Raw genomic sequence first — 26,850 nt, 5'->3', positions numbered from 1 at the left:
GTGACGGCAAGCACCCTATAATGGCGCCATCTTGCACCACCCCACATCGACATACCCAAGCCTGCATGTTCGTTCTCAGACCCTATCAGACCGACGCCGTCAACGCCGTGATCAGCCACTTTCGCAAACACCCGGATCCCGCCGTAGTGGTGCTGCCCACCGGGGCCGGCAAGAGTCTGGTGATCGCCGAGCTGGCCCGCAAAGCGCGCGGTCGGGTGCTGGTGCTGGCCCACGTCAAGGAGCTGGTGGAGCAGAACCACGCTAAATACGAGGCGTGGGGGCTCAAGGCCGATATTTTCGCTGCCGGCCTGGATCGCAAGGAGGCGAGCGCCCAGGTGGTGTTCGGCTCGGTGCAGTCGGTCGCCCGCAATCTGGCGGCCTTCGACGGGGCGTTTTCGCTGCTGATCATCGATGAGTGCCATCGGGTCTCGCTCGATGACGACAGCCAGTACCATCAGGTGTTAGGCCACCTCAAGGCCGCCAATCCCGCCCTCAAGATCCTCGGCCTCACCGCCACCCCCTATCGGCTCGGGCTGGGCTGGATCTACCGGCGCCACTACCACGGCATGGTCAAGAGCCACGGCGAGCGGCTGTTTGGCGACTGCGTGTTCGAGCTGCCCTTGCGTTTTATGGTGAAAAACGGCTACCTCACTCCGCCGCGCATGGTGGATGCCCCCATCGTCCACTACGACTTCAGCAAGCTGGTGGCACGGGAGAACGGCCTCTTTAGCGAGGCAGATCTCAACGGAGAGCTCAAGCGCCAGCAGCGGGTCACCCCCCATATCCTGAGTCAGGTGCTGGAGTATGCCGCCGACCGGCAGGGGGTGATGATCTTCGCCGCCACCGTCGCGCATGCCCGCGAAATTCACGGTCTGCTGGGCGCCCGAGGCCAGCAGGCAGCCCTTATCACCGGCGAGACGCCGGGGCCGGAGCGCGATGCCCTTATCAGCGCCTTCAAGGCGCGGGAGCTCAAGTTTCTGGTCAACGTGGCGGTACTCACCACCGGCTTCGACGCCCCCCATGTCGATCTTATCGTGATGCTCAGGCCCACTGAGTCGGTCTCCCTCTACCAGCAGATCGTGGGGCGGGGCCTGCGCCTCTCGCCGGGCAAGAGCGATTGTCTGGTGCTCGACTATGCGGGCAACAACTTCAACCTGTTCGCCCCCGAAGTGGGGGAGCCTCGCCCCCACGCCGGTACCGAGCCGGTACAAGTACCCTGCCCCGCCTGCGGTTTTGCCAACACCTTCTGGGGCAAGACCGACGAGGATGGCAAGGTGATCGAGCACTACGGACGCCGCTGTCAGGGGCTGTTTGAAGATGACGAGGGCAACCGTGAAGAGTGCGACTACCGCTTTCGCGCCAAGATCTGCCCCGGCTGTGGCGCGGAGAACGACATCGCCGCCCGCCGCTGCCAGAGCTGCGATCAGCTGCTGGTGGACCCTGACGACAAGCTCAAAGAGGCGCTCAATCTCAAGGATTGTATGGTGATCCGCTGTGCGGGGCTAACCCTCACAGCAGGGCGCGGCAAACAGGGGGAGCGGCTGGAGGTGACCTACCACGATGAGGATGGATTGACCCTCAGTGAATACTTCGGATTTCACTCCCCGGGCGCACGGCGCTTGTTTCAACAGCACTTTGTGCGTCATCATTGGCCCGCCCCGGGGCTGGAGCCCGAATTTGCCACCCTGGCGAGCGTGCTGGCCGCGCAAAGCCAGTTCCGTCATCCGGATTTTGTCATCGCCCGCAAATCGGGTCGCTTCTGGCAGATAAAAGAGAAAATTTTTGATTATGAGGGTCGCTATCGTACCGCCAACTCGATGACATGATGGCGACCGGCATACATGGCATGAATTGCGTTATCCCGTCGATCCCGCATCGGCGGGTTGAATTATCAGGGTCGGCACCACTGCCGGGCCCTTCGTCACGTTAGAGGATGTTATGCAGCGGCTGTTGATTGGTTTTTGTGCTCTCTTTTCTTCTCTGGCGGCTCATGCCGCCCCGCTGACGCCCCCTCAGGGTGGCCAGTACGCCATCATGGTGCAGGGCAATAACGGCGTCGAGTTCGCCCGCCATGCGGATCAGATGATCGCCCCCGCCTCCACCATGAAGGTGCTCACCGCGCTGGCGGCCCGCCTCGAGCTGGGTGCCGATTTCCGCTTCGCCACCGACATTCAGGCCCAGCCGGGCGCCAAACAGGGTGACACCATCAACGGCGATATCTGGATCAACTTCGTCGGCGACCCCACCCTCTCCCGCATGGATCTGCTGGCCCTGTTCAAACAGCTCGGCGTCACCAGCATCAAGGGCAATGTCTACGTCAACACCGGCGCCTACAACGGCTATGAGCGCGGCAACGGCTGGTCGTGGGGAGATCAGACCCTCTGCTTCGCAGCGCCCGTCTCCTCGGTCATCATCGACAAGAACTGCGCCTACGGCACCATCACTGCCACCCAGATTGGCAAACCGGCGGTGGGCAATGTAGCTACCGGCGTGCCCATCGGCATCGGTGCCGACAACGTGGAGGTGATGAGCTATGGCGACATGGCGCGCCAGTTCTGCGCACTGGAAGTGGACATGGCTAAGGGCAACTTCTACGAGCTCAAGGGCTGCATCACCCCGAACAAGGAGCCGCAGGGACTGCGTTTCGCCATTCACGACGTGGAAGCCTGGGGCTGGGACAACATCCGCTGGGCGATGAACCGTGCCGGTATCAAGCATGATGGCCTGCTGCGGGTCACCCACAAGGCCCCTGAAGGGGCAGAGACGCTGGGCACCCACTACTCGGTCTCCCTGCCGGTGATGCTCGCCAAGATGCTGAAGAAATCGGACAACCTCTACGCCGATACCTTCCTCAAAACCGTGGGTCGTCACTACTACAACAAGCCGGGCAGCTATCGCAGCGGCACCATGGCAGTGCGCGCCATCCTGACCAAGAACGGCATCGATCTGGGCAATGCCACCCTGGCTGACGGCTCCGGTCTCTCCGCTCACAATCTCATCAGCGCCCGTCAGATGATGTCGGTGCTGAACTTCATCCAGAAAAATGATGCCGAGCTTGGTCTGATCAAGCTGCTGCCAAGCTCCCAGGTGGATGGCACCCTGGCGTGGCGGCGCAGCGTCACCGCCCCCATGATGAAGAACAAGGTCCACGCCAAGACCGGCACCATCACCGGCACCTCCAATCTGGTGGGCTTTATCGATACGGCAGGCGGCCAGCGCAAGGCGTTCGTGATGTTCCAGCGCGGCCTGTCCCAAGATCCGGCCACCCATGAGCGCTACCGTGCCAGCAAGGCGCCGTGGCCCTGGACTGTGTTCGAGAAGGGGGTGCTGGAGAGCATCTATCAGCAGCAGCCGATCCAGATCGCCGATGAGAGCTGAGCCAATAGGCCCACTCGAATCAGGGTATCGATAATTTCAGCTTCAAGTCGCTACGAGGCAGGGCTATGCTGTTGCCTGCCTCATATCAACGGCCATACATAAACGGCTTAAGAAACGGAGAGAAAATATGTTTGCAGTGATTTTTGGTCGCCCGGGTTGCCCCTACTGTGTCCGTGCCGTACAGATCGCCGAGCAGCTGACCGAACAGCGCGATGACTTCAAATTCCGCTACGTGGATATCCACGCAGAAGGGATCACCAAAGAAGATCTGGCCAAGAGCGCCGGCAAGCCGGTCAATACCGTGCCGCAGATCTTCCTGGACGAGCAGCACATCGGTGGCTGCACCGATTTCGAAGCCTACGCCAAAGCGAATCTGGGTCTCTACCAGTAATGCCTGCGGGTCATCCCGAGCGGGTTGACCGCCAGAGCGTATAAAAAAATCCGGCGCCATCAGGCGCCGGTTTTTTTTATGAGCGGAACTCGCACCATCCCTTGTCAGGATGTCACAGACTGGGGTCAGGGAGTCACAGACTGGGCAGCAAAGCGCGCAATGATGGGGTTGTGATCCGAGCTGTCGGTGGCCGGTGAGCTCACCTCAACCAGGTCCAGATTGCGGTAATAGAGGTGATCCAGCGGGCGGCCAAAGGCGGTACGGCGCAAGTCAGGCACCGGCACGGCCTCTTGCAGACCCAGCTCGTCCACCAGCTTGTTTAGCCAGAACTGGCGCTTGTCGCTCCAGGTGTTGAAATCACCGGCCAGGATCACCGGCCCCTGATGGCGGCGCACCAGCGCAGTCAAGTCGTTAAGCTGCTCGCGGAAGGTAGCCATCCCCAGTTCGAAGTTGACCGCATGGATATTGATGACCATCACGCCATCAGGATCGCCCTGCAGCGGATAGAGGCTCACCAGCCCGGATTTGGGGATGCGCAGCAAAGGCTCGGGGGAGCGCACACCACAGACGAACGCCTGCGGGGTCTTGGCCACCGTCATTACCCCGAACGACACGCCGCCCTGGGTGAAGGCTTGCAGCTGTTGCCACTGGAAATCACCGGCGCGCAGCCAGTCGAGCATATCGGGACGGGTGGCCGACTCTTGCAGCAGCACCAGATCCTGCCCCTTGGCATAACTGTCCATCCCTTCACGCCAGTTTTTGCGCTGGCCCTTGTAGAGATTCCACACCGTCACCCCGAATTCACGGGGCAGCGCCGTGGTCGCCAGCGCCACCAGCGGCGGACGCTGGCAGTCGAGTCCCGGCACAATCCCTTGAGCTGTGACCAGATGGTTCTGATCCGGCACCTCAAAACAGCCTACCAACCCCAGGGTCAGCAGGGAGGTGCCAAGAATGCGATAACTATTTTTCATTGGCTAACAACCGCCCGCCTTTGCTTTTTGTTGCGACCATCACAAACGTCATCCACGCCGACTAAGCTGATAGTCCCTGTTCCACCCAACCAGAAGGACCTTGTCTCATGGCGAAAGAACTTCGGTACAACGTGACGTTTTATGATCAACAAGGAAATTGTCATCAAGTGGAGCTGTCCACCGTCTATCAGATAAGACGGGACCCTCAATGCGATCTCTGCCTGTTCGACACCCTGCAATATGTGGGCTCGGAAGAGATGCTGGAACGCATGATACGGCAAAAAACCGGGCTTGAGCAGGAAATATCCATCATCAATGCCCGGCTGATTTAATCAGGCACTCACCGGAACCGGGCGGGATTTGCCCTGCTCGTCGATGGCGACATAGGTGAAGATCCCCTCGGTCACACAGTAGCGCTGGGCGTCGTTTTCCCGCAGTACCGGCTTGACCCACACCTCCAGCTTGAGCTTCATGGAGCTACGGCCGATCTTCATGCAGCGGCCGTAGCAGCAGACCACATCGCCCACCTTGACCGGACTGTGAAAGGTCATGCCTTCGACGGATACGGTACAAATACGTCCTTTTGCCAGCTCCTTGGCCATAATGCCCCCACCTATATCCATCTGGGACATGATCCAGCCACCAAAGATGTCGCCATTGGGGTTGGTATCGGCTGGCATTGCCAGGGTTCTCAGCAACAACTCCCCATCGGGGTGACGTTTTGTATCTACCATCATTACCGCCTCTCTCTCATGGATGGCGGCATGATAGGGGGCGATCACCCCCTTGGCAAACCTCAATTGCCCGAGGCGGCGAGCTCGGCAAACCAGTGGGCCGGATCGGGCCAGCGATAGTTGAATCCCATCTGCTGGCAAATCAGCTGACCGTCGATGGGCTGAAATTCACCGGCGGGCTCGATAAAGACAGGTGCGGGCAGCCCCTGCTGGCGCGCCGCAAAGGGGTAGAACTGCTCGCGGCGCGGATGCACCGGCGCGCTCAGGTTGAAAACATCCCCGTCCTTGCCCCGCTCCAGCAGCAGCATGCAAGCCGCTACCACATCGTCCAGATGAACCAGATTGACCGACTGGGCGCCGCCATCGAGAGTCTTGCCCGCCAGGAAACGGCCGGGATGACGATCCGGGCCATAAAGGCCGGAGGGACGCACTATCATCACCGCCTCGAAACCGGCCGCCAGCACCGCCTGCTCCGCCGCCAGCATCCGCTCGCCACGGGCATGGCGGGGTTTGGGCTCTTCCCCCTCCTGCTGTCCTGCGCCCCATACCGAGGTGGCGCTGACAAACAGCACCCGCCGGGTGCCACTCGCTTTGGCCAACGCACAGGCCCTTGCCACCGCCTGCGGATAGTCATCGGTCTTGCTGGGCGGTACGCAGATCACCAGACTCTCGCAGGGGATGGGCCACGCATCCGACATATGGGCAGAAATCGTCAGCGGATGGGCAGCGATCCCCTCCCCCCGCAGACGTACCGCCTTCTCGGCGCTGCTGACCGTCACCGCGACCTGCTTGCCTGCCGCCAGCAGAGCCCGCGCCAGCGGCAACCCGAGCCACCCCGCCCCCAGAATGCCGATCGTCCCGGCGAAATGTTGTTCTGTCATTGTCCCTTCTCCTGCTTGACGCTATTTGCCCCGCAGCTTACCTGCCTTGGTAGGAAAAGGAAGCCTGATGCTGTAGATAGGAGGATTATGCCAAAGTGGCGGTATATTGTGTCGTGCTTTGGAGGCATTCCTTGTCTAACGTTCCTTCTTATCTACACATTTTTCTAATACCGACCACCCAATATATTTTTCACCAAAAAAACATTATTTCTACATAGTCCGTTCTATTTTGGGTGAACAAAAAAGCCTGCGTACTTTCGTCTATATCTCAAATCTAAAAACTTTTGAGTATTTAACACTCTGACTTTTAACTTGGAGAACTCGTCAAACATACTAGCTTGCTTACTCTTATCAACGTTGTAATACCAATATACTTGGCTTTGAAGTGCCCCCGCGACAACAAAAGCATTAGATACTTCTTTCAATATGCTCTCATGGTTTTTTTCGAATTCCGGAACTAGGCTTACCCCCCAAAAGCTCAACTCTGATTTTGTCCTTGCCAACTTATTAGCCTTTGCCATCAGTTTATGACGAGCTTCGTTACGACCAGCTAGCAATGAATCACTCTGCTCACGATTAATTGGTATGCAGCCAGCTTGTGGGACACATTGTTCAAAAGGGGACATTAGTTCATAAAGCGACTCTGATATGTCCACCAAACAGGATATATAATCCTTTGAAGTCTGATAGGCATCTTCTCTTTTCTTTGAGTCTAGCCATCTTGAATAAGTCCTATATACGATAATTGTCGCCACAACGGTGGCGAACGTAGTAATAACATCAGTCCATTTTACTTCCTTTATTAAAAATTGATAATCAGGAGCATCTATGATTACTCCTAATAAAAACACCATCGTGTAACTTAAAAATCTCAAACTGCCTCCAAAATAAAGCAAAGCGGACTATTCAATATACGAAAACTGTTCATATATCACATAATATGTCATATATCCTGTCCAGCTTATCCTAACATATCAACACATCACTTTGGTTTTCATGATATCACCACGGCTACGCCTGTAGTTGCTATCAGATAGTGAGTAGTGACATCCAATTGTCGCCCGGTATAAAAAGCGGGCCATTGGCCCGCTTGGTTGTATTTTACTCACCCTATCATCACACCGGCGGATGGAAATGACTGGCTTCGCGGGTGGCCATCTCCTCGTAGGTGGCCCACTTCTGCCACGCCACTTTTTGCGCTACCTGCATCAGCCGCTGCGCCTCCTCCGGGTGGCTCTGGGCCAGCACCCGATAACGGGTCTCCTCCTGCCGGTATTCAGCAAGGGGAATGGAGGGGCGCAGGCTGTCGAGGCTGAAGGGGTTCTGCCCCGCTTGTCGCAGTACCGGGTTGTAGCGCATCAGCGGCCAGTGACCGGAGGCCACGGCTCGTTTTTGCTGGGTCAGGCCAAACTCCATATCGATGCCGTGGGCGATACAGTGGCTGTAGGCAATGATCAGCGACGGGCCCGGATAGGCCTCAGCCTCACGCAAGGCTTGCAGCGCCTGCTGCGGGTTGGCACCAAAGGCGATGCGGGCAACATAGACGTTGCCGTAGGAGATGGCCTGCAACGCTACATCCTTCTTGGCCAGCGTCTTGCCTCCCGCCGCGAACTTGGCGACGGCGCCGAGCGGCGTCGATTTCGACATCTGGCCGCCGGTGTTGGAGTAGACCTCGGTATCCATCACCAGCACGTTCACATCGCGGCCGGAGGCGAGCACGTGATCGAGCCCCGCCGAGCCGATGTCATAGGCCCAGCCATCGCCGCCGATGATCCAGACCGAACGGCGCACCAGCTGATCGATAAGCGACAGCAGCTCGCGGGCCTTGCCGGATTTCACCTCTTCCAGCCGCTCGCGCACTTGTGCGACCCGGGTGCGCTGGGCGCGGATCTCCGACTCCAGCCGCTGCGGAGCGTTGATAAGCGACTCGACCAGCGCCTCCCCCAGCTCCCCCTTCATCGCTTCGAGGGCCGCCACCGCCTGACCGTGATGCTGATCGGCGGTGAGACGAAAACCAAAGCCAAACTCGGCGTTGTCCTCGAACAGGGAGTTCGACCAGGCCGGCCCCTTCCCTTCGCCATTCTTGGCCCACGGCGTAGTCGGCAAGTTGCCGCCGTAGATAGAGGAGCAACCGGTGGCGTTGGCTACCAGCATGCGATCGCCAAACAGCTGGGTCAGCAGCTTGAGATAGGGGGTCTCGCCACAGCCGGCGCAGGCGCCGGAGAACTCGAACAGGGGTTCGAGGAACTGGGTGCCGCGCACCGTGGAGAAGTCCACCCGCTCGCGGGCAGGCCACGGCAGGCTTTCGAACCAGCGCAGCGCCTGCTTCTGGCCAGCCAGATGCGGGGCCTTGTCCATCATGGTGATGGCGCGCTCGCCCTCGTGTTCCTCATCGGCCTCAGCCCGCACCGGACAAGCCTGCACACACTGACCGCAGCCGGTGCAATCTTCCGGATAGAGCTGCAAGGTGTAGCGGCTGTCGGGGAAGCCCTTGGCGGTGACGGGCACCGACTGAGCGGCCTCGGGGGCGGTCGCCAGCCAGTCCTGATGGTAGAACTTGGCCCGCAGCGCCGCGTGGGGGCAGACAAAGACGCAGTTGCCACACTGGATGCAGATATCCGAGTGCCAGACTGGGATCTCCCGGGCGATATCCCGCTTCTCGAAGCGGCTGGTGGCGGTGGGGTAAGTGCCATCCACCGGCAGCATGGAGACGGGGATCAGATCGCCGCGCCCCGCCAGCATCTCGCCAGTGACCCGCTGGACAAACTCGCTGCCGCCGGGAGCCAATGGCAACGGATAGTCGCTGATCTGCTCCTCACCGGCCGGGATGGCCACCCGGTGCAGATGAGCCAGGGTGTCATCCACCGCCGCGAAGTTGCGCTCGACCACCTCGGGCCCCTTGCGGGCATAGCTCTTCTCGATGCTCTCCTTGATCAGCGCAATCGCCTCATCCCGCGGCAAGATGCCAGCCAACGCGAAGAAGCAGGTCTGCATAATGGTGTTGATGCGATTGCCCATGCCGTTGCGCTCGGCCACCCGATCGCCGTCGATGCAGTAGAGGCGAATATCGAGAGCGCGAATACGGGCACGCAGCCGCTCGGGCAGCTGGTCCCACACCTTGTCCGCCTCATGGGGGGCATTAAGCAGCAGGGTCGCCCCTTCCGCGGCATGTTCCAGCAGATCCACCGACTCGACAAAGCCCCACTGGTGGCAACCGATAAAGCTCGCCTGCTCGATAAGCCAGGGGGCGTCGATGGGCTCGGGGCCAAAGCGCAGGTGGGAGACGGTGCGCGAGCCCGACTTCTTGGAGTCGTAGACGAAGTAGCCCTGGGCGTGGAACCCCTCCAGCTCACCGATGATCTTGATGCTGTTCTTGTTGGCGCCCACGGTGCCGTCGGCACCGAGGCCGAAAAAGAGCGCCCGCACCCGACTGGCGGGCTCAAGATCACCGATGGGGTGCCAGGCCAGACTGAGGCCCGACACATCATCGACGATCCCCACGGTAAAGCGCGGGCGCGGCACATCGGATGCCAGCTCCTCGAACACAGCCGCGCACATGGCGGGGGTGAACTCTTTGGAAGAGAGGCCGTAGCGACCGCCACTGAGCCACGGCAACCGCTTGATAAGGCCGCGCTGCAAGCCGTCGATCAGCGCGCTCTGTACATCCAGCAGCAGCGGCTCACCGCCCGCCCCCGGCTCCTTGGTACGATCCAGCACTGCGATGCGGCGAACGCTCGCGGGCAGCGCATCGAGCAGCGCCTGTACCGGGAAGGGGCGATAGAGGCGAATGACCAGTACCCCGGTCTTGCGATCCTGCCGGTTGAGCCAATCCACGGTAGTGCGGGCGGTGGCCGCTCCCGAGCCCATCAGCACGATGACGTCGGTGGCATCGGGCGCGCCGTGATACTCCACCAGCCGATAGTGGCGGCCGGTCAGCTCGCCCAAGTTGTCCATGCACTGCTGCACCCTCGCCGGTACCGCCTCGTAGAAGGGGTTGACGCTCTCGCGGGACTGGAAATAGGTATCCGGGTTCTGGGCGGTGCCGCGCATCACCGGATGATCCGGGTTGAGGGCCCGGGCACGGTGGGCGCGTACCCAGTCGTTGTCGATAAGGGCCCGGATCTCATCTTTATGCAACGCGACTATCTTGTTCACCTCGTGGGAGGTACGGAAACCGTCGAAGAAGTGGATAAAGGGCACCCGGCATTGCAAGGTGACGCTGTGGGCAACCAAGGCCAGGTCCTGCGCCTCCTGCACCGAGCCGGAGGCGAGCATGGCAAAGCCAGTGCTGCGCGCCGCCATCACATCCTGATGGTCGCCAAAAATCGACAGCCCCTGCGCCGCCAGCGAGCGGGCCGCCACATGGAACACCGCCGAGGTCAATTCACCTGCGATCTTGTACATGTTGGGCAGCATCAACATCAGCCCCTGACTGGCAGTGAAGGTGGTGGCGAGCGCCCCCGCCTGCAGGGCGCCGTGTACCGTACCGGCCGCCCCTCCTTCACTCTGCATCTCCACCACTGTGGGGATGTTGCCCCAGAGGTTGGTCTGCCCCTCCGCCGCCCAGGCATCGGCCAGTTCGGCCATGGTCGAGCTCGGGGTAATGGGGTAGATGGCACACACTTCACTCAGCTGGTACGCCACCCGGGCCGCGGCTTCGTTGCCGTCGACCATGATCAGTTCATGTTTCATTAGGACTCCTCCGGTTGGCACAGCTCGATGGCGTGACAAGGGCACTGGTCATGGCAGGCACCGCAGCCGGTGCAGCGCTCGGCATCCACCTGATAGCCTTTGCCCGGCCCCAGCTTGGCGATGGCCTGTTCGGGGCAACTGCCATAGCAGCCGTCGCACTCGAAGCAGTTGCCGCAGGAGTAGCAGCGCGCCGCCTCGTAGCGGGCGGCCACCTCATCCAGCCCGCCGATGATCTCGCCAAAGTCATCCCGCGCCCACGCCGGTTTGACCGGCTGACTGCTGGCGGGCGCGTGGGTCTGGAACCAGAGTTGCAACTGCTCCGGCCCCACCAGCGGGTAGGAGAGCGGTTTGTGGTAGTGGCGACCGCGCAGCCAGGCATCCATATGGCGTGCCGCCTTCTTGCCGTGACCGGTGGCAATGGTGACGGTGCGCTCGGAGGGCACCATGTCGCCACCAGCAAACAGGCCCGGCACGTCCGTCATCAGGTTCTCGCCAACCTGTACCACTCCCTCCTTGTTGACCCGTACGCCGGGAATGCTCTCCAGCACCGAAAGGTCGACCTCCTGACCGAGCGCCAGAATGAGGGAGTCCGCTTCGAGGGTTTCAAACTTGCCGGTGGGTACCGGCTTGCCCTCAGCATCCAACGCCATCACCTCCACTTCGATATTGGTGCTATCGAGCTGGCGGATGCTGCGCAGCCAGTTGATCTTGATCCCCTCCTCCTCGGCCTCGTCGGCTTCAAAGGCGTGGGCCGGCATATGGTCCCGGTCGCGGCGGTAGATGATCATTGCCTCTTCAACGCCCAAACGGCGGGCGGTACGGGCCGCATCCATGGCGGTATTGCCGCCACCGTAGATGGCCACCCGCCGTCCCAGTTTGGGTGGCGGCAAGCCCTGCTCTTCGGCCAGACTGGCTTGTTCGAGGAAGCTCACCGCATCGAGGATCTTGCCCGCTTCCCGGGCCGGAATATCGACCCGCTTGGCCAGATGGGCGCCGATGGCCATAAAGACGGCATCAAAGCCCCCCTCGTCACGCTCGCGCAGCACATCCTCCACCTTGTGGTTGAGGGTCAGCGTCACTCCGGCCGCCACGATACGGGCTACCTCCCGATCCAGCACATCGCGGGGCAGACGGTAGGCGGGAATGCCAAAGCGCAGCATGCCGCCGGCAAGCGGCCCCGCTTCGCGGATCTCCACCTGATGTCCGAGCCGGTTGAGGTGCCAGGCACAGGAGAGACCGGAGGGGCCAGCGCCAATGACCAGCACCTTCTTGCCGCTGGCAGGGGCAGGTGGCGCAGGCTGCCAACCACGGGCCAGCGCCTCGTCGCCGAGGAAACGCTCGATGGCGTGGATGGAGACGGATTCATCCACCTGACCGCGGTTGCAGGCGCTCTCGCAGGGGTGGTAGCAGACCCGGCCATGAATGGCGGGCAAAGGGTTCTCTTCGATCAGGGTCTGCCAGGCCGCCTCAAAACGGCCGGCCTGCGCCAAAGAGAGCCAGGCCTGGATATTTTCTCCGGCCGGGCAGGCGTGATTGCAGGGTGGCAGGGCCGGCCGCCAGACGGGTAGCCGGGTACGCACCGGGCCTGTTCCCGTTTTCAGGGAGAGATCCGGCAATGGGGTCATGTCCAGTTGTTTGCTCATACATTGCTTTCTTCTTTTTGTGTGACAGGCCCCACCCGATGGCGCTTGATACCGTGTAGCCGAAGCGGACGGTGGCCGGATGGGGAAGAAGCGAAAGCGTTAGAAACTGGGAACTGAGTCGATAATGGCCGCTTTTTTGTACTGATTAGCGAATCAGGATCAAAAAATGTTGCACTTTATGGTTCATAGAGACCAGAACGTGACTCAAGTAACATCTTCTCCAGCTGACCGCTGGCTTTCAGTTTGGCGAGCCCCCGATTGAAGGTTTTGATCAGCTCTTCAGCGTTGGCGCGCTTGCGGCTGATCAACAGATGACCTTCAACTTTCATCACGGGTTTTGAATGGGTTGCAAAGAGATCGACCGTGCTGGCCGGGTAGAACTGACGCAGGGAGTAGTAGCCGACATCTATGTTCTCCAGGGTCAGGTCGGCGCGGCCGGAGAGCAGCAGATCAAAGCTCTGGCGCAGCCGGGTAACGAACTGCACCTGCAGCGGCACCTGCGCGATGGCTGCAAAAAAATCTGCATTGTAGGTATAGCCACTGACCGCAGCCAGCTTGCGATCCGCCAGATCCTGATAGCCACGCCATTCCAGCGGATCGGACTTGAGATAGAACCAGACGTAGGTCTCGCTCAGGATGGGATCGCTGTAGAGATGGGTTTTGCGCCGCTCGCTCGACTCATACCAGTGGACTGTGCCATCCACTACGCCCTCCTCCGACAAGCGAAAGGCCCGTTTCCAGGGCAGAAACTGGAACTTGACGCTCACCCCCTCACTCTTGAATGCCTCGCTCACCACATGAGGGATTAGCCCCTGATATTTCAGCGTCTCGGAGCAGTAAGGGGGATACTCTCCCGTGGTCAGGGTCAGCTCCTGCGCCCAGAGCCCGTGGCAAAAAAGGCTCCCCGCCAGCAACCAGCTTATTTTCATCCCGAAGCCCTCTTGTTCTCTTTTCCCAACTATAGACCGCCCCCTTGAAAGGATTGCCGGATCGCCGGGGAACCGTTATGTTCCCCTTTTTCCAGGCGATCGCGCCGCGTCACAAGGATATGAAGATGCCCAGGCTAGACAGCATTCACCTCTACCCCATCAAATCGACTGCAGGTATGCCGCTGGCTCGCGCCCGGGTGACCGAAGAGGGACTGGCAGGGGATCGCCGCTACATGGTGGTCAAACCGGACGGCACCTTTATCACCGCCCGTACCCATCCCCAGCTGCAACAGGTCGTGGCCACCCCCATCGAAGGAGGCTTGCAACTGCGCTATCCGGGCTTTGAACCCCTCACCCTGCAAGAGGTCGACTTCAGCCGCGCCCCGCAAGCTACCGGAGTCTGGAGCGACCGTTTCACCGCCCTGCACACCGACCCCAAAGCCGATGGGTGGCTAAGCCGGGTGACAGGGGAGACGGTGCAACTGCTCTGGCTGGGTGAAACCTCTGATCGCTTTCGCGAGAAGACCGTCACCCGGGTCAGCTTTGCCGACGGTTATCCGCTGCTGCTGATAAGCCAGGCTTCCCTTGAGGATCTCAATCTGCGCTCCGATGCGCTGCACCAGATGAGCCAGTTCCGCACCAATCTGGTGGCAAGCAATACCCAGCCCTTCGAGGAGGACAGCTGGGTGCGCATCCGCATCGGCGAGGTGGAATTCAAGGTGGTCAAGCCCTGCAGCCGCTGCATCATGACCACGGTGGAAGCGGGCACCGATCGTTTCAACGCCCTGAAAGAGCCGCTGGCCACCCTTACCCGCTACCGCCGTGGCGAGGATGGCGAGGTCTACTTCGGCCAAAACCTGATCGCCCTGAACGAGGGATGGATTGAGGCAGGCAGCGAGATCGAGGTGCTGGAGCGCACCCGTCCGGTGGTCTATCCCGCCGCCGCACCGAAGAAGCGGGAGCTGGTCTGCGTGGCCCGCGAACCGCTGGCGCGGGATCTGGAGACCTTCTGGTTCGAAGCCGCCGATGGCGAGCCCCTGCCCGACTACCTGCCGGGCCAGCATCTGCCCATCAGCCTCGATATCAAAAACGAGAGGATCCAGCGGCGCTATACCCTGAGCTCCACACCGGATCACCCGGAGCGTTACGGCATCAGCGTCAAAAAGGTGGAGGGTGGCCGCATCTCCCACTGGCTGCACCAGCAGTTGCAGGTGGGTGATCGGCTGCTGGCCGCCAACCCCGCTGGCGAGTTTCACTTAGGGTCCGAGCGCAACCTCCTGTTGCTCTCCGCAGGCTCCGGCGTCACCCCCATGCTGGCGATAGCCCGCACACTGGCGCTACGCGGGGAGCTGGAAGAGGTTCACTTTATGCACCTGTGCCGCAGCGAAGCGGACATTCCCGCCGCCAGCGAACTGCATGCCATGGCACAGCAGGGGATGACCCTCACCCTGATCCTGAGCCAGCCGGACAATCACTGGCAGGGGCTGCAAGGGCGACTCAATGATGAGCATCTGCAACTGATCAAAGGGCTGGCCGAAAAAGAGGTCTTTATCTGCGGCCCCCACGGTTTTATGGCCGACGCGGCGTCGAAAGTAGCGGCCCTCGGCGTTCCGGCCGCACGGATCAAACAGGAGAGTTTTGGCGGCGCCATTCTCTCGGTGGCCCGCCCCCATCAGGCGGTACAACTGCGTATCGGCGCCCAAGCCTTTACCGGCAACAATCAGGGCACTGTGCTGGATCAGGCCAACAAGCAAGGCGTAGAGCTGCCCTGGAGCTGCCGCGCCGGGATCTGCGGCAGTTGCAAACAGACGCTGATCTCGGGCGAGGTGGATCACCCCGACGCCCCCGCCATCAGTGCCGCCGAGCGGGCAGAGGGCAAAATCCTCACCTGCTGCGCCGTACCGCTCACAGACATCGTCATCAAATAAGGTGATCGAGCCACGAAAAGGCTGGCTGGGCCCCGATCCTGGCCGACCTTTTCCCCCCTGTCGACCCGCGGTTCCTCCATTCTCGTCTCTTTCTCGCCCCGCCTGCGCAACCATGCCGACGATGACTTCTATACTCACAGCAATAACAACAAAACCCCTCCGACGTAGCGGCCTTTGCCGTCTGACCAAGGGGGTTACCCGGTGAGAATAAGGACGCTCAAACCATGGAACAGAACAAACCCGCCTTTCAACTCAACCTCTTGCTCTCCGTCATCACCCTGATCCTGCTGTCACTGGTGTTTTTCGCCTACAGCTGGGCGGGTAAACAACTGGAAGAGAGTTATCGACAACAATATCTCTCCTACCTGCTGGCCGACGAGCTGCGCCAATCCTCCGATGACCTGACCCGACTCGGTCGCACCTACGTCATCACCAAGGATCCAGCCTACGAGCAGCAGTACATGCGGATCCTGGCCATTCGCAACGGCGAACAGCCGAGACCGGATGGCTACAACCGTATCTATTGGGATTTTGTCGCGGCCAACGGCCAGAATCCTCGCCCCGACAGCAATGTTCGCCGCGGCCTGATCGATCTGATGAAGGATGCCGGTTTCACCGATGCTGAACTCGCCAAGCTCAACGAGGCCAAGAACAACTCGGATGCACTGGTCAACACCGAGGTGGCTGCCTTCAAACTGGTGCAGCAGACGGACGGTGATCTGGCCGCCAACCAGCAGAAGGCCATCGCCATGATGCATGACAAGGCCTATCACCAGAACAAGGGTCGCATCATGTCACCCATCGACGATTTCTACGTGATGATGGAGGGGCGCAACCAAGAGGCGGTCGAGAGTGCCACCACCAATACCGACATGCTGCGCTACCTTTTTATCGCTCTGGGCCTGGTATTGATGTTCTTCCTCTGGCGCACATATCGCTCCCTGCTCGATCTGGTGGGCACCTCGGTCGAACAGCTCAAGACCGATCTCCATCTGCTGGCGGAAGGGGATTTCTCCCGCCCCATCAAGGTGCCCCAAGGCTCGAAAGAGAGTCTTATCGGCCTGCTTGGCACCACACAGAGCACCCTCAAGGGGATCATCGGCAAGGTATCCCACTCCACCGAGGAGTTGTCCAATTCGGCCGACAGCATCGCCCAGATAGCGGAGCAGACCGCCCAGTTCGCCACCGATCAGCAAACCAGTACCCAGACCATGGCCGCCGCCATCGAAGAGCTGGTGGTGAGCATCAGCCACCTCTCCGACAATGCCAGCCATGCAGACGAGCTCAGCAAGGTCTCAGCCGACACGCTGGAGGAGGGCTCCGGGGTCATCAAGGAGACGCTTGGCAGCATCGAGAATATCTCCACCACGGTCGGTGAAGCAGCCAGCACCATCGCAGAACTCAACAGCCATACCCAGCAGATCTCGGAGATCATCGGCGTGATCCGCGGCATCGCCGATCAGACCAACCTGCTGGCCCTCAACGCGGCTATCGAGGCGGCGCGGGCCGGTGAGCAGGGACGTGGCTTTGCGGTGGTTGCCGACGAAGTACGCAATCTGGCCAGCCGCTCGGCGGCCTCGACCCAGCAGATCACCGGGATGATCAGCAAGATCCAGAGCGGGGCGGATGCCTCTATCCGCAGCATGGAGAACACGGTCAACAACGTCTCCCGCGGGGTCACACTGGCCAACCAGACCGGGCAGGCAATCGCCAGCATCCAGAGCCACGCCTCCAATCTCACCGGTCTGATGGGAGAGATCAGCCACACCCTGCGCGAGCAGTCCACCGCCGCCAACGAGGTGGTCTCTACCGTCGGCAACATCACCTCCCTCTCGGAACAATCGGGGGACGCAGCCCGCCACGTGTCCCAAGAGGCAGCCAAGCTCAAGCAGCTGTCACGGGTGCTGCGCCAGGAGATGGGGCACTTCAAGCTTTAAAGAAGGCTGCAAAACAAAACGGCTGCCCCAAGGCAGCCGTTTTTTATTCGGGGTTATCCCCTGTCATTCAGTATCTATCAACCACGCAGGGCGGCGATACGCTGCTCGATGGGCGGGTGGCTCATGAACAGTTCGCTCATGGAGCGCTTGCCGTTGATGCCAAAGGCCATCATGGAGCCTTCCAGCTGCGGCTCGGCACCGCGGGAGAGGCGCTCAAGGGCGGCAATCATCTTGTCGCGACCGGCCAGCTTGGCGGCACCGGCATCGGCACGGAACTCGCGCTGACGGCTGAACCACATGACGATGATGGAGGCCAGAATGCCGAACAACATCTCCAGCACAAACACGGTGATCATGTAGGCAAAACCACCGGTGCTGCTGCTCTCTTCCTCGTTGTTGGAACTGAAGAAGTTGCTGATGACGCCAGCCACGATGCGGGCGAAGAACATCACGAAGGTGTTCACCACCCCCTGGATCAGGGTCAGGGTCACCATGTCGCCGTTGGCAACGTGGCTCACCTCGTGGGCCAGTACCGCTTCCGCCTCGTCACGGCTCATGCTGTAGAGCAGGCCGGAGGAGACCGCCACCAGCGAATCATCTCGGCGGGCGCCGGTCGCAAAGGCGTTCATCTCGGGAGAGTCGTAGATCCCCACTTCCGGCATCTTGATACCCGCTTCGCGGGCCTGACGGGCAACAGTGCTCACCAGCCAGTGCTCGGTCTCGTTACGAGGTTGCTCGATGACCTGGACGCCATAGCTGCGCTTGGCCATCCACTTGGACATCAGCAAGGAGATAAAGGAACCCCCAAAACCGAACACGGCACAGAACATCAACAGCCCGGAAATGCTGGACTTGTTGATCCCCAGAACCGAGAACAGGATATTGAGTACCACCCCCAGCACCAGCATGACGGCCAGGTTGGTCACCAGGAATAGCATAATTCGCTTCATATAGACTCCTTGTGAGAATTAAAGACACGGAGATAGATCACTCGACCTCCCTATCTCCATGTTATGGATGAATTTTAGGGAGACTCGATGAATGTTCGCTGAATGTGACGTCACAAGAGCGGAGAGATATCAAGCCGCCCCTGCAAATCAGCCTCAAATGGATTGTTTATAAAGGGAATTTCCCCCAGAAACGGGGCCGGTAACATCCCCCTCAGGGTGTCCAGATTTTCCTGATAGTGGCTCATGGCACTGTGAAGGCGATTAATAACCCATCCCGCCACTGGCAACCGATCGTTGCGAATGGCAGCAAAGGTGAGCAGTGCATGGTTGAGACAGCCCAGTTTGGCCCCCACCACCAAAATCACCGGCATGTTCTCCTGCTTCACCCAATCCGACAGCAGATGCTTGCGATCCAGCGGCAGATACCAGCCCCCCGCCCCTTCCACTACTGCAAGCTCGGCCCCTGCCTGTTCAATCTTGCGCAGCCCCTCGCTCAGCCCCTGCATGGTAATGGGCTGGCGCGCCTCGCTGGCAGCGATATGGGGCGCAATCGGCGGCTCATAGGCAAAGGGATTGACCACCTCATAAGGCAGCTGAACACTCGCCGCCTCCTGCAACAGAACAGCGTCGAGGTTGCGCAATCCATCGGGTGTTCGGGCACACCCTGCCGAGATAGGCTTGTAGCCGGCACAGCGGATCCCCTGTGCGCTGAATTCGCGCAGCAGAGTGCGTGCCACCAGCGTCTTGCCCGCATCGGTATCTGTGCCGGTGATAAAGAATGATTTCATATGGTTCTCTCCTTGGCAGGGAGTGGCTCACTGCCCTGCACACACTGCAATTCCCGGCGCTCAGCGAGGCTTGCTGAGGCGACCGAGACACACCCGATAACTGGCGACCAACCTGCCACCGGGCTGGCGAAATGCTTCATATGCCTGAGCCAGCTGCTGCAATCTGGCGCGACCGCTCAGACCGGCTGGGGCGGCGCCCCCTTGATTGTCGTTGATCTGATTGGCCCCAATCCCCTTGAGATCGCGCAACAACTGCGGCAATTCAAGATAGGCGAGATCCCAGGTGATACAACGCAGCTCGGGAGCAGATACCCCGGCGCTAGCCAGCGCCTGCTCCAATTGTGGCAGGCTGAGGAAGCGATTGACATGGGCGCGACCATCAAGCTGCTGCCAGGCGGCTCGCAACTGCCAGAGCGACTCATCGAGCAGGGTCGAGAAAAAGATCTGGCCGCCCGGTTTGACCACCCGAAGCAGCTCGCCAAAAGCCTGGGCCGGACGCTCGCACCACTGCAACGCCAGACTGGAGAAAACCCAGTCGAACGAGTTATCGGCGAAAGGAAGCTGCTCCGCATCGCCGCAGAGCAGGCGAGCACCGCTGCCACGCAAGGCGGCCTGCGCCAGCATGCCGGGGGCGAGATCAAGCCCCACCAGCTGGTGACAACGGTTCGCCAGTTGGGGCAAGAAAAAGCCGGTGCCGCAGCCCAGATCCAGCCCGCTCACCGTCAGATCAGTGCCAACCAGCCTGTCTGGCATCCATTCCAGCAGCGCCTGACCCACCTCCTGCTGAAAGCGGGCATGGGCATCGTAATGACGAGCGGCGGCGCCGAAACGGCGAGCAAGCTGCGCCTTGTCGACCGTTTGAAAACGCTCAGCCATAGTGAGCCTCCCCAAGCGTTGTAACTGAAGGGCTGACCCCCAAGGCATCGAGCAGGCGATCCACATCCCGCTCGCGGTGGGCTGCACTCAGAGTAATGCGCAGCCGGGCCGTACCGACCGGCACAGTGGGCGGGCGGATGGCGCTCACCCAGACGCCGCGCTCCCGCAGCCGTTCAGCCAGTTGCAGAGCGGTGCTGCTCTCCCCCACCAGCAGCGGCTGGATGGGGGTATCGCTCGCACCGAGTTGCCAACCCAACGCCTCTGCCCCTTGCCGGAAGCGGGCGATGAGCTTACCAAGATGGGAGCGGGCCTCATCGGCGGCACGCACCAGCTCGATGCTCTTGCTGACTGCGCAAGCCTGCGCCGCCGGCATATGGGTGCTGTAGACATAGTGGCGGGCGAAGTTGACCAAATACTCCACCAGCTCGCGGCTGCCGCCGACAAAAGCGCCAGCCACACCAAGCGCCTTGCCAAAAGTGCCCATCTGGATGTGTACGCTGGCCGGATCTACCTCCTGCGCCGCCAGAGTGCCGCTCCCCTCGGGCCCCATCACGCCGAGACCATGGGCATCGTCGATCATCAGCCAGTTGCCGCTCCGGGCGGCCAGGGTTGCGAGCTCACCCCAGGGGGCCTGATCCCCGTCCATGCTGAACACCCCTTCCGAGACAATCAATCCGCGATTTGGCTCAAGCTGCCGTTCAAGGGCAGCCATATCGTTGTGGGCAAAGCGCTTCATCTTACAGGGGAGCTGACTGCCCATCTCCTGCAAAGAGGCGTGGTTGAGTTTGTCCTGCCACAGCAGATGCTCCTTGCCGAGCAGCGCTTTGAGCACCGCCTGATTGGCCGAAAAACCGCAGTTGAACAGCAGCACCGCCTCCACCCCGAGCCACTCGGCCAGGGTCTCCTCAAGCTGTTGGTGGGCACGGCTGTAACCGGTCACCAGCGGCGAGGCGCCGGAGCCCGTGCCATAACGCTCAATCCCCGCGTTGAAGGCGGCCTTGATGGCGCCGTGATCCGCCAGTCCCAGATAGTCGTTGGCGGAAAAGTTGAAGTATTCGCGCCCTGCAACCCTGAGCCGCCCGCCACTCGCCCCGTCGGTCGCGATGCGGTTGCGCAGCAGACCCACCTGCTCGCGCTCGGCCAGCGCCGTGCCCAACCCAAAGGGGCCCGTTACTGCAGGGCCGTTCATGACCGAGCGGCCCCTGCACGGGGGCGGGTGGCGTCATAAAACATTTCGGCAGGTTCGCTCTGGCGGCTCACCTCGGCCAGCAGCTCCTCTTCTTGAACCTGATCCGGCTTCTGGGCCCGCTGAGCGGGGCGAATGCCGAGTCGCTTGAACAGCTGCATATCGCTGTTCTCGTCCGGGTTGGGAGTGGTCAGCAACTTGCAGCCATAGAAGATGGAGTTGGCCCCGGCCATAAAGCACATGGCCTGCATCTGCTCATTCATCTTCTCCCGCCCGGCGGAGAGGCGCACATGGGAGGCGGGCATCATGATCCGCGCCACGGCGATGGTGCGGATAAATTCGAATGGATCGAGGTTCTCCTCGTTCTCCAGCGGCGTTCCCTTCACCTTGACCAACATGTTGATGGGCACGCTTTCGGGGTGGCGCGGCAGGTTGGCCAGCGCCATCAAGAGGCCCGCCCGATCTTTGGCCTGCTCGCCCATGCCGACGATGCCGCCAGAGCAGACCTTCATGCCGGCACTGCGCACATGCTCCAGGGTATCGAGCCGATCCTGATAGGTGCGGGTGGAGATGATCTCGCCGTAAAACTCCGGCGAGGTGTCGAGGTTGTGGTTGTAGTAATCGAGCCCCGCGGCCCCCAGACGCGCCGCCTGATCGGCGGTCAGCATCCCCAGCGTCATACAGGTCTCCATGCCGAGCCCGCGCACCTCCTCGATCATCCGGATGATGTAGGGCATGTCCTTCTCTTTGGGGTTGCGCCAGGCGGCCCCCATGCAAAAGCGTGACGAGCCGTTGGCCTTCGCTTCGCGGGCCCGCTCCAGCACCTTCTCCACCTCCATCAGCCGCTCGGCTTCGAGCCCGGTGTGGTAACGGGCGCTCTGGGGGCAGTATTTGCAATCTTCCGGGCAAGCGCCGGTCTTGATGGAGAGCAAAGTACTCACCTGCACTTCATTCGGGTCAAAGTGGGCGCGGTGGACGGTCTGGGCCTGAAACAGCAGATCGTTGAACGGCAGGGCAAACAGGGCCTGAACCTCGACGAGAGTCCAGTCATGACGAAGGGCGTGACCGCCCGCTGTGAGAGCATTCATACATGGCTTCCGGTTGTTATTAGTGGGATCCTGCGCCCGCCATCTTGGGATGGACGGCCACAAAACCCGCCGCCGGGCCTGCGCGCTCAGGGTGATGCGCAGTGCCAAGTGGCTGAAATTGTTGGCTAGTGTAGAGAGCACGCGTAGACTGTCAACACCGACCAGATCAAACCAATTGACAATAGAACAACAAATGACCAACCAAGAATTCGACCTGCACCACATCTGGCACCCCTATACCTCCCTCACTCACCCCCTGCCCTGCTATGAAGTGGCCAGCGCCAAAGGGGTGAAGATCACTCTCAGCGATGGCCGCGAACTGGTGGATGGTATGAGCTCCTGGTGGGCTTGCGTGCACGGCTATCAGGTGCCGGAGTTGGACGCCGCCGCCACTGCCCAGCTCGGCAAGATGTCTCACGTGATGTTTGGCGGCCTCACCCACGCCCCGGCGGTCGAGCTCTGCCGCAAGCTGGTGGAGATCACTCCGAAGGGGCTTGATCGGGTATTTCTGGCCGATTCCGGCTCGGTGGCAGTGGAAGTGGCGCTCAAAATGGCGCAGCAGTACTGGCATGCCAAGGGGACGCCCAGAGCCAAATTTGTCGCCCTGCGCAGCGGCTATCACGGCGACACCTTTGGCGCCATGAGCGTCTGCGATCCCGATGGCGGTATGCATGAGCTCTACAAGGGATTCCTGCCGGAGCACCATTTTGTCGATGCGCCCAGCTGTCGCTTCCACGCCGAGTGGGACGAGCAGTGCGTGGTGGAGCTGGCCACACTCATGGCAGATCATCACGAGGAGATCGCCGCCATCGTGCTTGAGCCCATAGTGCAAGGCGCTGGCGGCATGCGCTTCTATCACCCCCGCTATCTGCAGTGGGTACGCGCCCTGTGCGACGAGTTCGGCGTGCTGCTCATAGCTGACGAGATTGCCACCGGCTTTGGCCGCACCGGCCAGCTGTTTGCCTGCGACTGGGCGGGGATCAGCCCCGACATCATGTGTCTGGGCAAGGCGCTTACCGGCGGCTACCTCACCCTCTCGGCGACCCTGACCACCGAGCAGGTCGCCCGCACCATCTGTGACGGCAAGGCGGGGGTCTTTATGCACGGCCCCACCTTTATGGGCAATCCCCTCGCCTGCGCGGTGGCCAACGCCTCCATCGAGTTGCTGCTGGCCTCACCGTGGCAGGAGCGGGTGCGCGCCATCGAGTATCAGTTGCGTACCGAACTGGTAGAGCTGACCCTGCACCCGGCGGTCGCTGATGTGCGAGTGCTCGGCGCCATCGGGGTGGTGGAGATGAAAGAGCGGGTGGATGTGGCGCGCATCCAGCGCAAGTTTGTCGAACTGGGCGCCTGGATCCGCCCCTTTGGCAAGCTGGTCTACCTGATGCCCCCGTTTGTCATCACCCCTGAAGATCTGCGGGTATTGACCGGCGCCATCCGTCAGGCCATCACCGAAGGCGAGTTTTAATGCATGCAGCGGGCGGCCATCGCTGCCGCCCGTTTGACTATCGGCATTTGATATATAAAGAGGGCAACTTTATCCACTTCAGCGCGCTTTCACTTGCCGTAATGTGAGCAAAACACCAGACCTGAGGCCCCAAGAGGGGTAAACTGCTGCGGTTTTACCATCAAGAAAGACTGCTCATGCGCCTCTCCATTGCTGCCAAAATCAACTTTTTCCTGCTCTTCATCTTCTCCATGGTACTGGTCTTCTCCGCAGCCTATCAGGCGGTGCGCGAGCGCGATCTCATCCTGACCCTCATCAAGGAGCAGAGCCGCGAGCAGACCGAAGCCTATTTCGACGGCCTCAACATGCTGATGCTGACCGGCAAGATGGATGCCCGCGATACCCTGCGCGGCAAGTTTCTCGACCACGCCCATGTGGAGGATGCCCGCATCGTCCGTGGCGACGCGGTGAGCAAACAGTTCGGGCCTGGACGGGAGACAGAGCAGGTAAAAGATGAGTTTGATGAGCTGGCTCTGGCGGGCAAAGGGAGTCTGGAGGTGGTGCACAACGGAATGCACAGCCGTCTGGTAGTGACCCGACCGCTACTAGCCAAGAAGGATTTTCGCGGCACCGACTGCACCAGCTGTCATCTGGTGCCGGAGAACACTGTGCTCGGTGCGGTGCGCTTTGACTACTCCCTCGATTCGCTGTTTACCCGGGTCGAGCAGAATATCCTCACCTCGGCGCTGATCCTCACCGGCATCTTCGGGATGGGACTGCTGCTGACCCTCTGGGTCATCCGCACCTGGATCGTGCGCCCCCTCAACCAGTTGACCCGCTCCATGGAAGAGGCCACCGACTTGCACGACTTCGGCCACCGGCTGGAGGGGGATGACGGCGACGAGATTGGCCGGGTGGCGGTGGCCTACAACCAGATGCTCGACAGTGTGGAGCGCCAGCTCGGCAAGCGACCGCTCGGCGGCAAGCCGGGAGCTCGCCCTGGCGAATAGCGGACCACACCGCCCGGCATCGGCTAACCGGTGTAATAGAACAGCAGACAAGCAATAAGGATCAGCAGCAGGATCGCCAGATTGACGTGATAGGCATCATCCCTGCGCCGACTGCGCCGCCGCTCCAGCAGCAGTACAGCCAGGGTCAGCAAGCTGCAACCCCACAGGCCATGCACCAACCAGGGAGTGAGTGCGGGATCCCAGTAATCGCGTACCTTGATGCCGCCGTAAACCAGAAAACCATATGCAATCTCCGGCCTAGCATAGTGATAGAGCGCAAGCAGCACGATAAAACCGCACCAGCAGATCAGCACCATTGCTCGCAACAGTCGTGTCAGCCAATCCGGCCCTTGTCGCCGCTCTTTCACTCGCATCTCCTGTCCCGAGGGAACCCTGCTTGGGTGAACCATGCTGAAAACCCCACCAGAGTCCGACATTTTTGCTTGTTTATCAAACCCGCGCGGGTAAGATTGACGGCTTAGTCTGCCATGGTGGGCCATCTGTGCCCGGGCCAGACTCCCTAGTGTTGCAAATAGCGCTGCAAGAACAAGCTGGAGACAATATTTCGATGACGCACGCATCCGTAGTTGATGTGCTGACCGGTAAATATGCGGTTGGCACCACCCTGACTGTACGAGGGTGGATCCGGACTCGCCGTGATTCCAAGGCGGGGATCTCATTTTTGGCCATTTCCGATGGCTCCTGTTTCCATCCGGTACAGGCCGTCGTCCCCAATACCCTGGCCAATTACGAGAATGAAGTGCTGCGTCTGACCACCGCCTGCTCCGTGGAAGTGACTGGCATCATCGCCGAATCCCAGGGCAGCGGCCAGGCTTTCGAACTGCAGGCCACCGATGTGAAGGTCGTCGGCTGGGTCGAAGATCCCGATACCTACCCGATGGCCGCCAAGCGCCACAGCATCGAGTACCTGCGTGAACAGGCTCACCTGCGCCCGCGCACCAACATCGTGGGTGCCGTGACCCGGGTTCGCCACTGCCTGGCGCAAGCTATCCACCGCTTCTTCCACGAAGAGGGCTTTGTCTGGGTTGCGACCCCGCTCATCACCGCCTCTGATACCGAAGGGGCCGGCGAGATGTTCCGTGTCTCTACCCTGGATCTGGAAAACCTGCCGCGTACCGACGCCGGCAAGGTGGACTACAACGAAGATTTCTTCGGCAAAGAGGCCTTCCTGACCGTATCCGGCCAGCTGAACGCCGAAACCTATGCCTGCGCCCTCTCCAAGGTCTATACCTTCGGGCCGACCTTCCGCGCTGAAAACTCCAACACCAGCCGTCACCTGGCCGAGTTCTGGATGGTTGAGCCGGAAGTGGCCTTCAACAATCTGGAAGATAACGCCGCCCTGGCCGAAGCCATGCTGAAGTATGTCTTCAACGCCGTCCTGACCGAGCGTCGCGACGATCTGGAGTTCTTTGCCCAGCACGTAGACAAGGATGCCATCGGCCGTCTGGAGCGTTTCGTCGCCTCCGACTTCGCCCAGATTGATTACACAGATGCCATCGAAGTGCTGAAAAACTGCGGCAAGAAGTTCGAGTTCCCGGTCTCCTGGGGTATCGATCTCTCCTCCGAGCACGAACGCTATCTGGCCGAGGAGCACTTCAAGTCTCCGGTGGTGGTGAAGAACTATCCGAAAGATATCAAGGCCTTCTACATGCGCCTCAACGACGACGGCAAGACCGTTGCCGCGATGGACGTACTGGCACCGGGCATCGGCGAGATCATCGGTGGCTCCCAGCGTGAAGAGCGTCTGGAGGTACTGGATGCCCGCCTGGCCGAGATGGGCCTGAAGCAGGAAGATTACTGGTGGTATCGCGATCTGCGCCGCTACGGCACAGTCCCGCACTCCGGCTTCGGTCTGGGCTTCGAGCGTCTGGTGGTTTACGTGACCGGTATGGGCAACGTCCGCGACGTGATCCCGTTCCCGCGAACTCCGCGTACCGCCGAGTTCTGATCAGCGGCATATTGCCACTACATTGCAAAAGCCGTCCTCAGGGTCGGCTTTT

General features: G+C 60.7%; 22 protein-coding genes. 9 read left to right on the top strand and 13 right to left on the bottom strand.

Translation table 11 applies throughout. The annotated features are described in order from the left end of the window. Nucleotides 1-65: 65 nt before the first annotated feature. The 3 genes from G5182_RS04210 (at nucleotide 66) to G5182_RS04200 (ending at nucleotide 3,769) form a co-directional block, all read left to right on the top strand. Nucleotides 66-1,826: a DEAD/DEAH box helicase gene (locus G5182_RS04210; protein ID WP_421254208.1), complete on the top strand. Its 1,761-nt coding sequence runs from the start codon at nucleotides 66-68 to the stop codon at nucleotides 1,824-1,826. A 112-nt stretch (nucleotides 1,827-1,938) separates the two neighbouring features. Next, nucleotides 1,939-3,378: a D-alanyl-D-alanine carboxypeptidase/D-alanyl-D-alanine endopeptidase gene (gene dacB / locus G5182_RS04205; RefSeq protein WP_005350510.1), complete on the top strand. Its 1,440-nt coding sequence runs from the start codon at nucleotides 1,939-1,941 to the stop codon at nucleotides 3,376-3,378. A gap of 94 nt (nucleotides 3,379-3,472) precedes the next feature. Beyond that, nucleotides 3,473-3,769 carry a GrxA family glutaredoxin gene (locus G5182_RS04200; protein ID WP_223849348.1) on the top strand — a complete coding sequence of 99 codons (297 nt, stop codon included), beginning with the start codon at nucleotides 3,473-3,475 and terminating at the stop codon, nucleotides 3,767-3,769. Nucleotides 3,770-3,894: 125 nt separating this feature from the next. On the opposite strand, the gene G5182_RS04195 is transcribed toward G5182_RS04200, so the two are convergent. Further along, nucleotides 3,895-4,740, bottom strand: coding sequence for an endonuclease/exonuclease/phosphatase family protein (locus G5182_RS04195; RefSeq protein ID WP_005337873.1), 846 nt, complete (start codon nucleotides 4,738-4,740; stop codon nucleotides 3,895-3,897). Nucleotides 4,741-4,847: 107 nt separating this feature from the next. Here G5182_RS04195 and G5182_RS04190 point away from each other — a divergent pair, with 107 nt between their 5' ends. Continuing rightward, on the top strand, nucleotides 4,848-5,072 hold the full coding sequence (locus G5182_RS04190) for a hypothetical protein (protein ID WP_005344394.1): 225 nt from the start codon (nucleotides 4,848-4,850) through the stop codon (nucleotides 5,070-5,072). Here G5182_RS04190 and yciA read toward each other — a convergent pair whose 3' ends face one another. The 6 genes from yciA to G5182_RS04160 form a co-directional block, all read right to left on the bottom strand. Further along, the gene (gene yciA, locus G5182_RS04185) at nucleotides 5,073-5,477 is read right to left on the bottom strand and encodes an acyl-CoA thioester hydrolase YciA (protein WP_005337875.1); all 405 of its coding nucleotides are present in this window, start codon (nucleotides 5,475-5,477) and stop codon (nucleotides 5,073-5,075) included. A gap of 59 nt (nucleotides 5,478-5,536) precedes the next feature. Then, nucleotides 5,537-6,355, bottom strand: a complete 819-nt coding sequence (locus tag G5182_RS04180; RefSeq protein WP_421254207.1) for an NAD-dependent epimerase/dehydratase family protein — start codon at nucleotides 6,353-6,355, stop codon at nucleotides 5,537-5,539. A gap of 224 nt (nucleotides 6,356-6,579) precedes the next feature. Next, nucleotides 6,580-7,230, bottom strand: a complete 651-nt coding sequence (locus tag G5182_RS04175; protein WP_421252178.1) for a hypothetical protein — start codon at nucleotides 7,228-7,230, stop codon at nucleotides 6,580-6,582. Nucleotides 7,231-7,471: 241 nt separating this feature from the next. Next, nucleotides 7,472-11,047 carry a pyruvate:ferredoxin (flavodoxin) oxidoreductase gene (gene nifJ, locus G5182_RS04170; RefSeq protein ID WP_421254206.1) on the bottom strand — a complete coding sequence of 1,192 codons (3,576 nt, stop codon included), beginning with the start codon at nucleotides 11,045-11,047 and terminating at the stop codon, nucleotides 7,472-7,474. Then, nucleotides 11,047-12,690, bottom strand: a complete 1,644-nt coding sequence (locus tag G5182_RS04165; protein WP_421254205.1) for an NAD(P)-binding protein — start codon at nucleotides 12,688-12,690, stop codon at nucleotides 11,047-11,049. Before G5182_RS04165 ends, nifJ begins: the two co-directional genes overlap by 1 nt. A 176-nt stretch (nucleotides 12,691-12,866) precedes the next feature. Next, nucleotides 12,867-13,619 carry a substrate-binding periplasmic protein gene (locus tag G5182_RS04160; protein WP_075115481.1) on the bottom strand — a complete coding sequence of 251 codons (753 nt, stop codon included), beginning with the start codon at nucleotides 13,617-13,619 and terminating at the stop codon, nucleotides 12,867-12,869. Between the two features lie 77 nt (nucleotides 13,620-13,696). Between G5182_RS04160 and G5182_RS04155 the strand changes: the two genes are divergently transcribed. Further along, nucleotides 13,697-15,547 carry an MOSC N-terminal beta barrel domain-containing protein gene (locus G5182_RS04155; protein ID WP_421254204.1) on the top strand — a complete coding sequence of 617 codons (1,851 nt, stop codon included), beginning with the start codon at nucleotides 13,697-13,699 and terminating at the stop codon, nucleotides 15,545-15,547. A 224-nt stretch (nucleotides 15,548-15,771) separates the two neighbouring features. Next, on the top strand, nucleotides 15,772-17,484 hold the full coding sequence (locus G5182_RS04150) for a methyl-accepting chemotaxis protein (protein ID WP_227340887.1): 1,713 nt from the start codon (nucleotides 15,772-15,774) through the stop codon (nucleotides 17,482-17,484). Nucleotides 17,485-17,561: 77 nt separating this feature from the next. Here the strand turns inward: G5182_RS04150 and htpX are convergent, their stop codons facing one another. The 5 genes from htpX to bioB all read right to left on the bottom strand — a co-directional run bounded on the left by htpX (nucleotide 17,562) and on the right by bioB (nucleotide 22,372). Next, nucleotides 17,562-18,434, bottom strand: a complete 873-nt coding sequence (gene htpX / locus G5182_RS04145; protein ID WP_069527876.1) for a protease HtpX — start codon at nucleotides 18,432-18,434, stop codon at nucleotides 17,562-17,564. A gap of 110 nt (nucleotides 18,435-18,544) precedes the next feature. Further along, nucleotides 18,545-19,222: a dethiobiotin synthase gene (gene bioD / locus G5182_RS04140; RefSeq protein ID WP_227340888.1), complete on the bottom strand. Its 678-nt coding sequence runs from the start codon at nucleotides 19,220-19,222 to the stop codon at nucleotides 18,545-18,547. A gap of 60 nt (nucleotides 19,223-19,282) precedes the next feature. Beyond that, entirely contained in the window at nucleotides 19,283-20,098 is an 816-nt protein-coding gene (gene bioC / locus G5182_RS04135) for a malonyl-ACP O-methyltransferase BioC (RefSeq protein WP_216979124.1), read from the bottom strand. Beyond that, nucleotides 20,091-21,287, bottom strand: coding sequence for an 8-amino-7-oxononanoate synthase (gene bioF, locus G5182_RS04130; protein ID WP_227340889.1), 1,197 nt, complete (start codon nucleotides 21,285-21,287; stop codon nucleotides 20,091-20,093). The genes bioC and bioF overlap by 8 nt, the downstream gene beginning before the upstream one ends. Then, nucleotides 21,284-22,372: a biotin synthase BioB gene (gene bioB, locus G5182_RS04125; RefSeq protein ID WP_227340890.1), complete on the bottom strand. Its 1,089-nt coding sequence runs from the start codon at nucleotides 22,370-22,372 to the stop codon at nucleotides 21,284-21,286. Before bioB ends, bioF begins: the two co-directional genes overlap by 4 nt. A gap of 193 nt (nucleotides 22,373-22,565) precedes the next feature. Here bioB and bioA point away from each other — a divergent pair, with 193 nt between their 5' ends. Both bioA and G5182_RS04115 read left to right on the top strand, forming a co-directional pair. After that, nucleotides 22,566-23,840, top strand: coding sequence for an adenosylmethionine--8-amino-7-oxononanoate transaminase (gene bioA, locus G5182_RS04120; RefSeq protein WP_227340891.1), 1,275 nt, complete (start codon nucleotides 22,566-22,568; stop codon nucleotides 23,838-23,840). Between the two features lie 176 nt (nucleotides 23,841-24,016). After that, a complete protein-coding gene (locus tag G5182_RS04115; RefSeq protein ID WP_216979127.1) occupies nucleotides 24,017-24,829 on the top strand; it encodes a HAMP domain-containing protein in 813 nt (270 codons plus the stop codon). Between the two features lie 23 nt (nucleotides 24,830-24,852). On the opposite strand, the gene G5182_RS04110 is transcribed toward G5182_RS04115, so the two are convergent. Further along, nucleotides 24,853-25,203 (bottom strand): hypothetical protein, encoded by a 351-nt coding sequence (locus G5182_RS04110; RefSeq protein WP_216979128.1) that lies wholly within the window; start codon nucleotides 25,201-25,203, stop codon nucleotides 24,853-24,855. Between the two features lie 194 nt (nucleotides 25,204-25,397). On the opposite strand from G5182_RS04110, the gene asnS reads away from it, so the two are divergent. Continuing rightward, the gene (gene asnS, locus G5182_RS04105) at nucleotides 25,398-26,798 is read left to right on the top strand and encodes an asparagine--tRNA ligase (protein WP_216979129.1); all 1,401 of its coding nucleotides are present in this window, start codon (nucleotides 25,398-25,400) and stop codon (nucleotides 26,796-26,798) included. Nucleotides 26,799-26,850 lie beyond the last annotated feature (52 nt).

It is taken from the genome of Aeromonas sp. 600948 (assembly GCF_049174875.1).
Taxonomy (GTDB): domain Bacteria; phylum Pseudomonadota; class Gammaproteobacteria; order Enterobacterales; family Aeromonadaceae; genus Aeromonas; species Aeromonas veronii_A.
The sequence above is the reverse complement of the archived record's forward strand: the minus strand, read 5'-3'. Positions and strand labels throughout refer to the sequence as shown.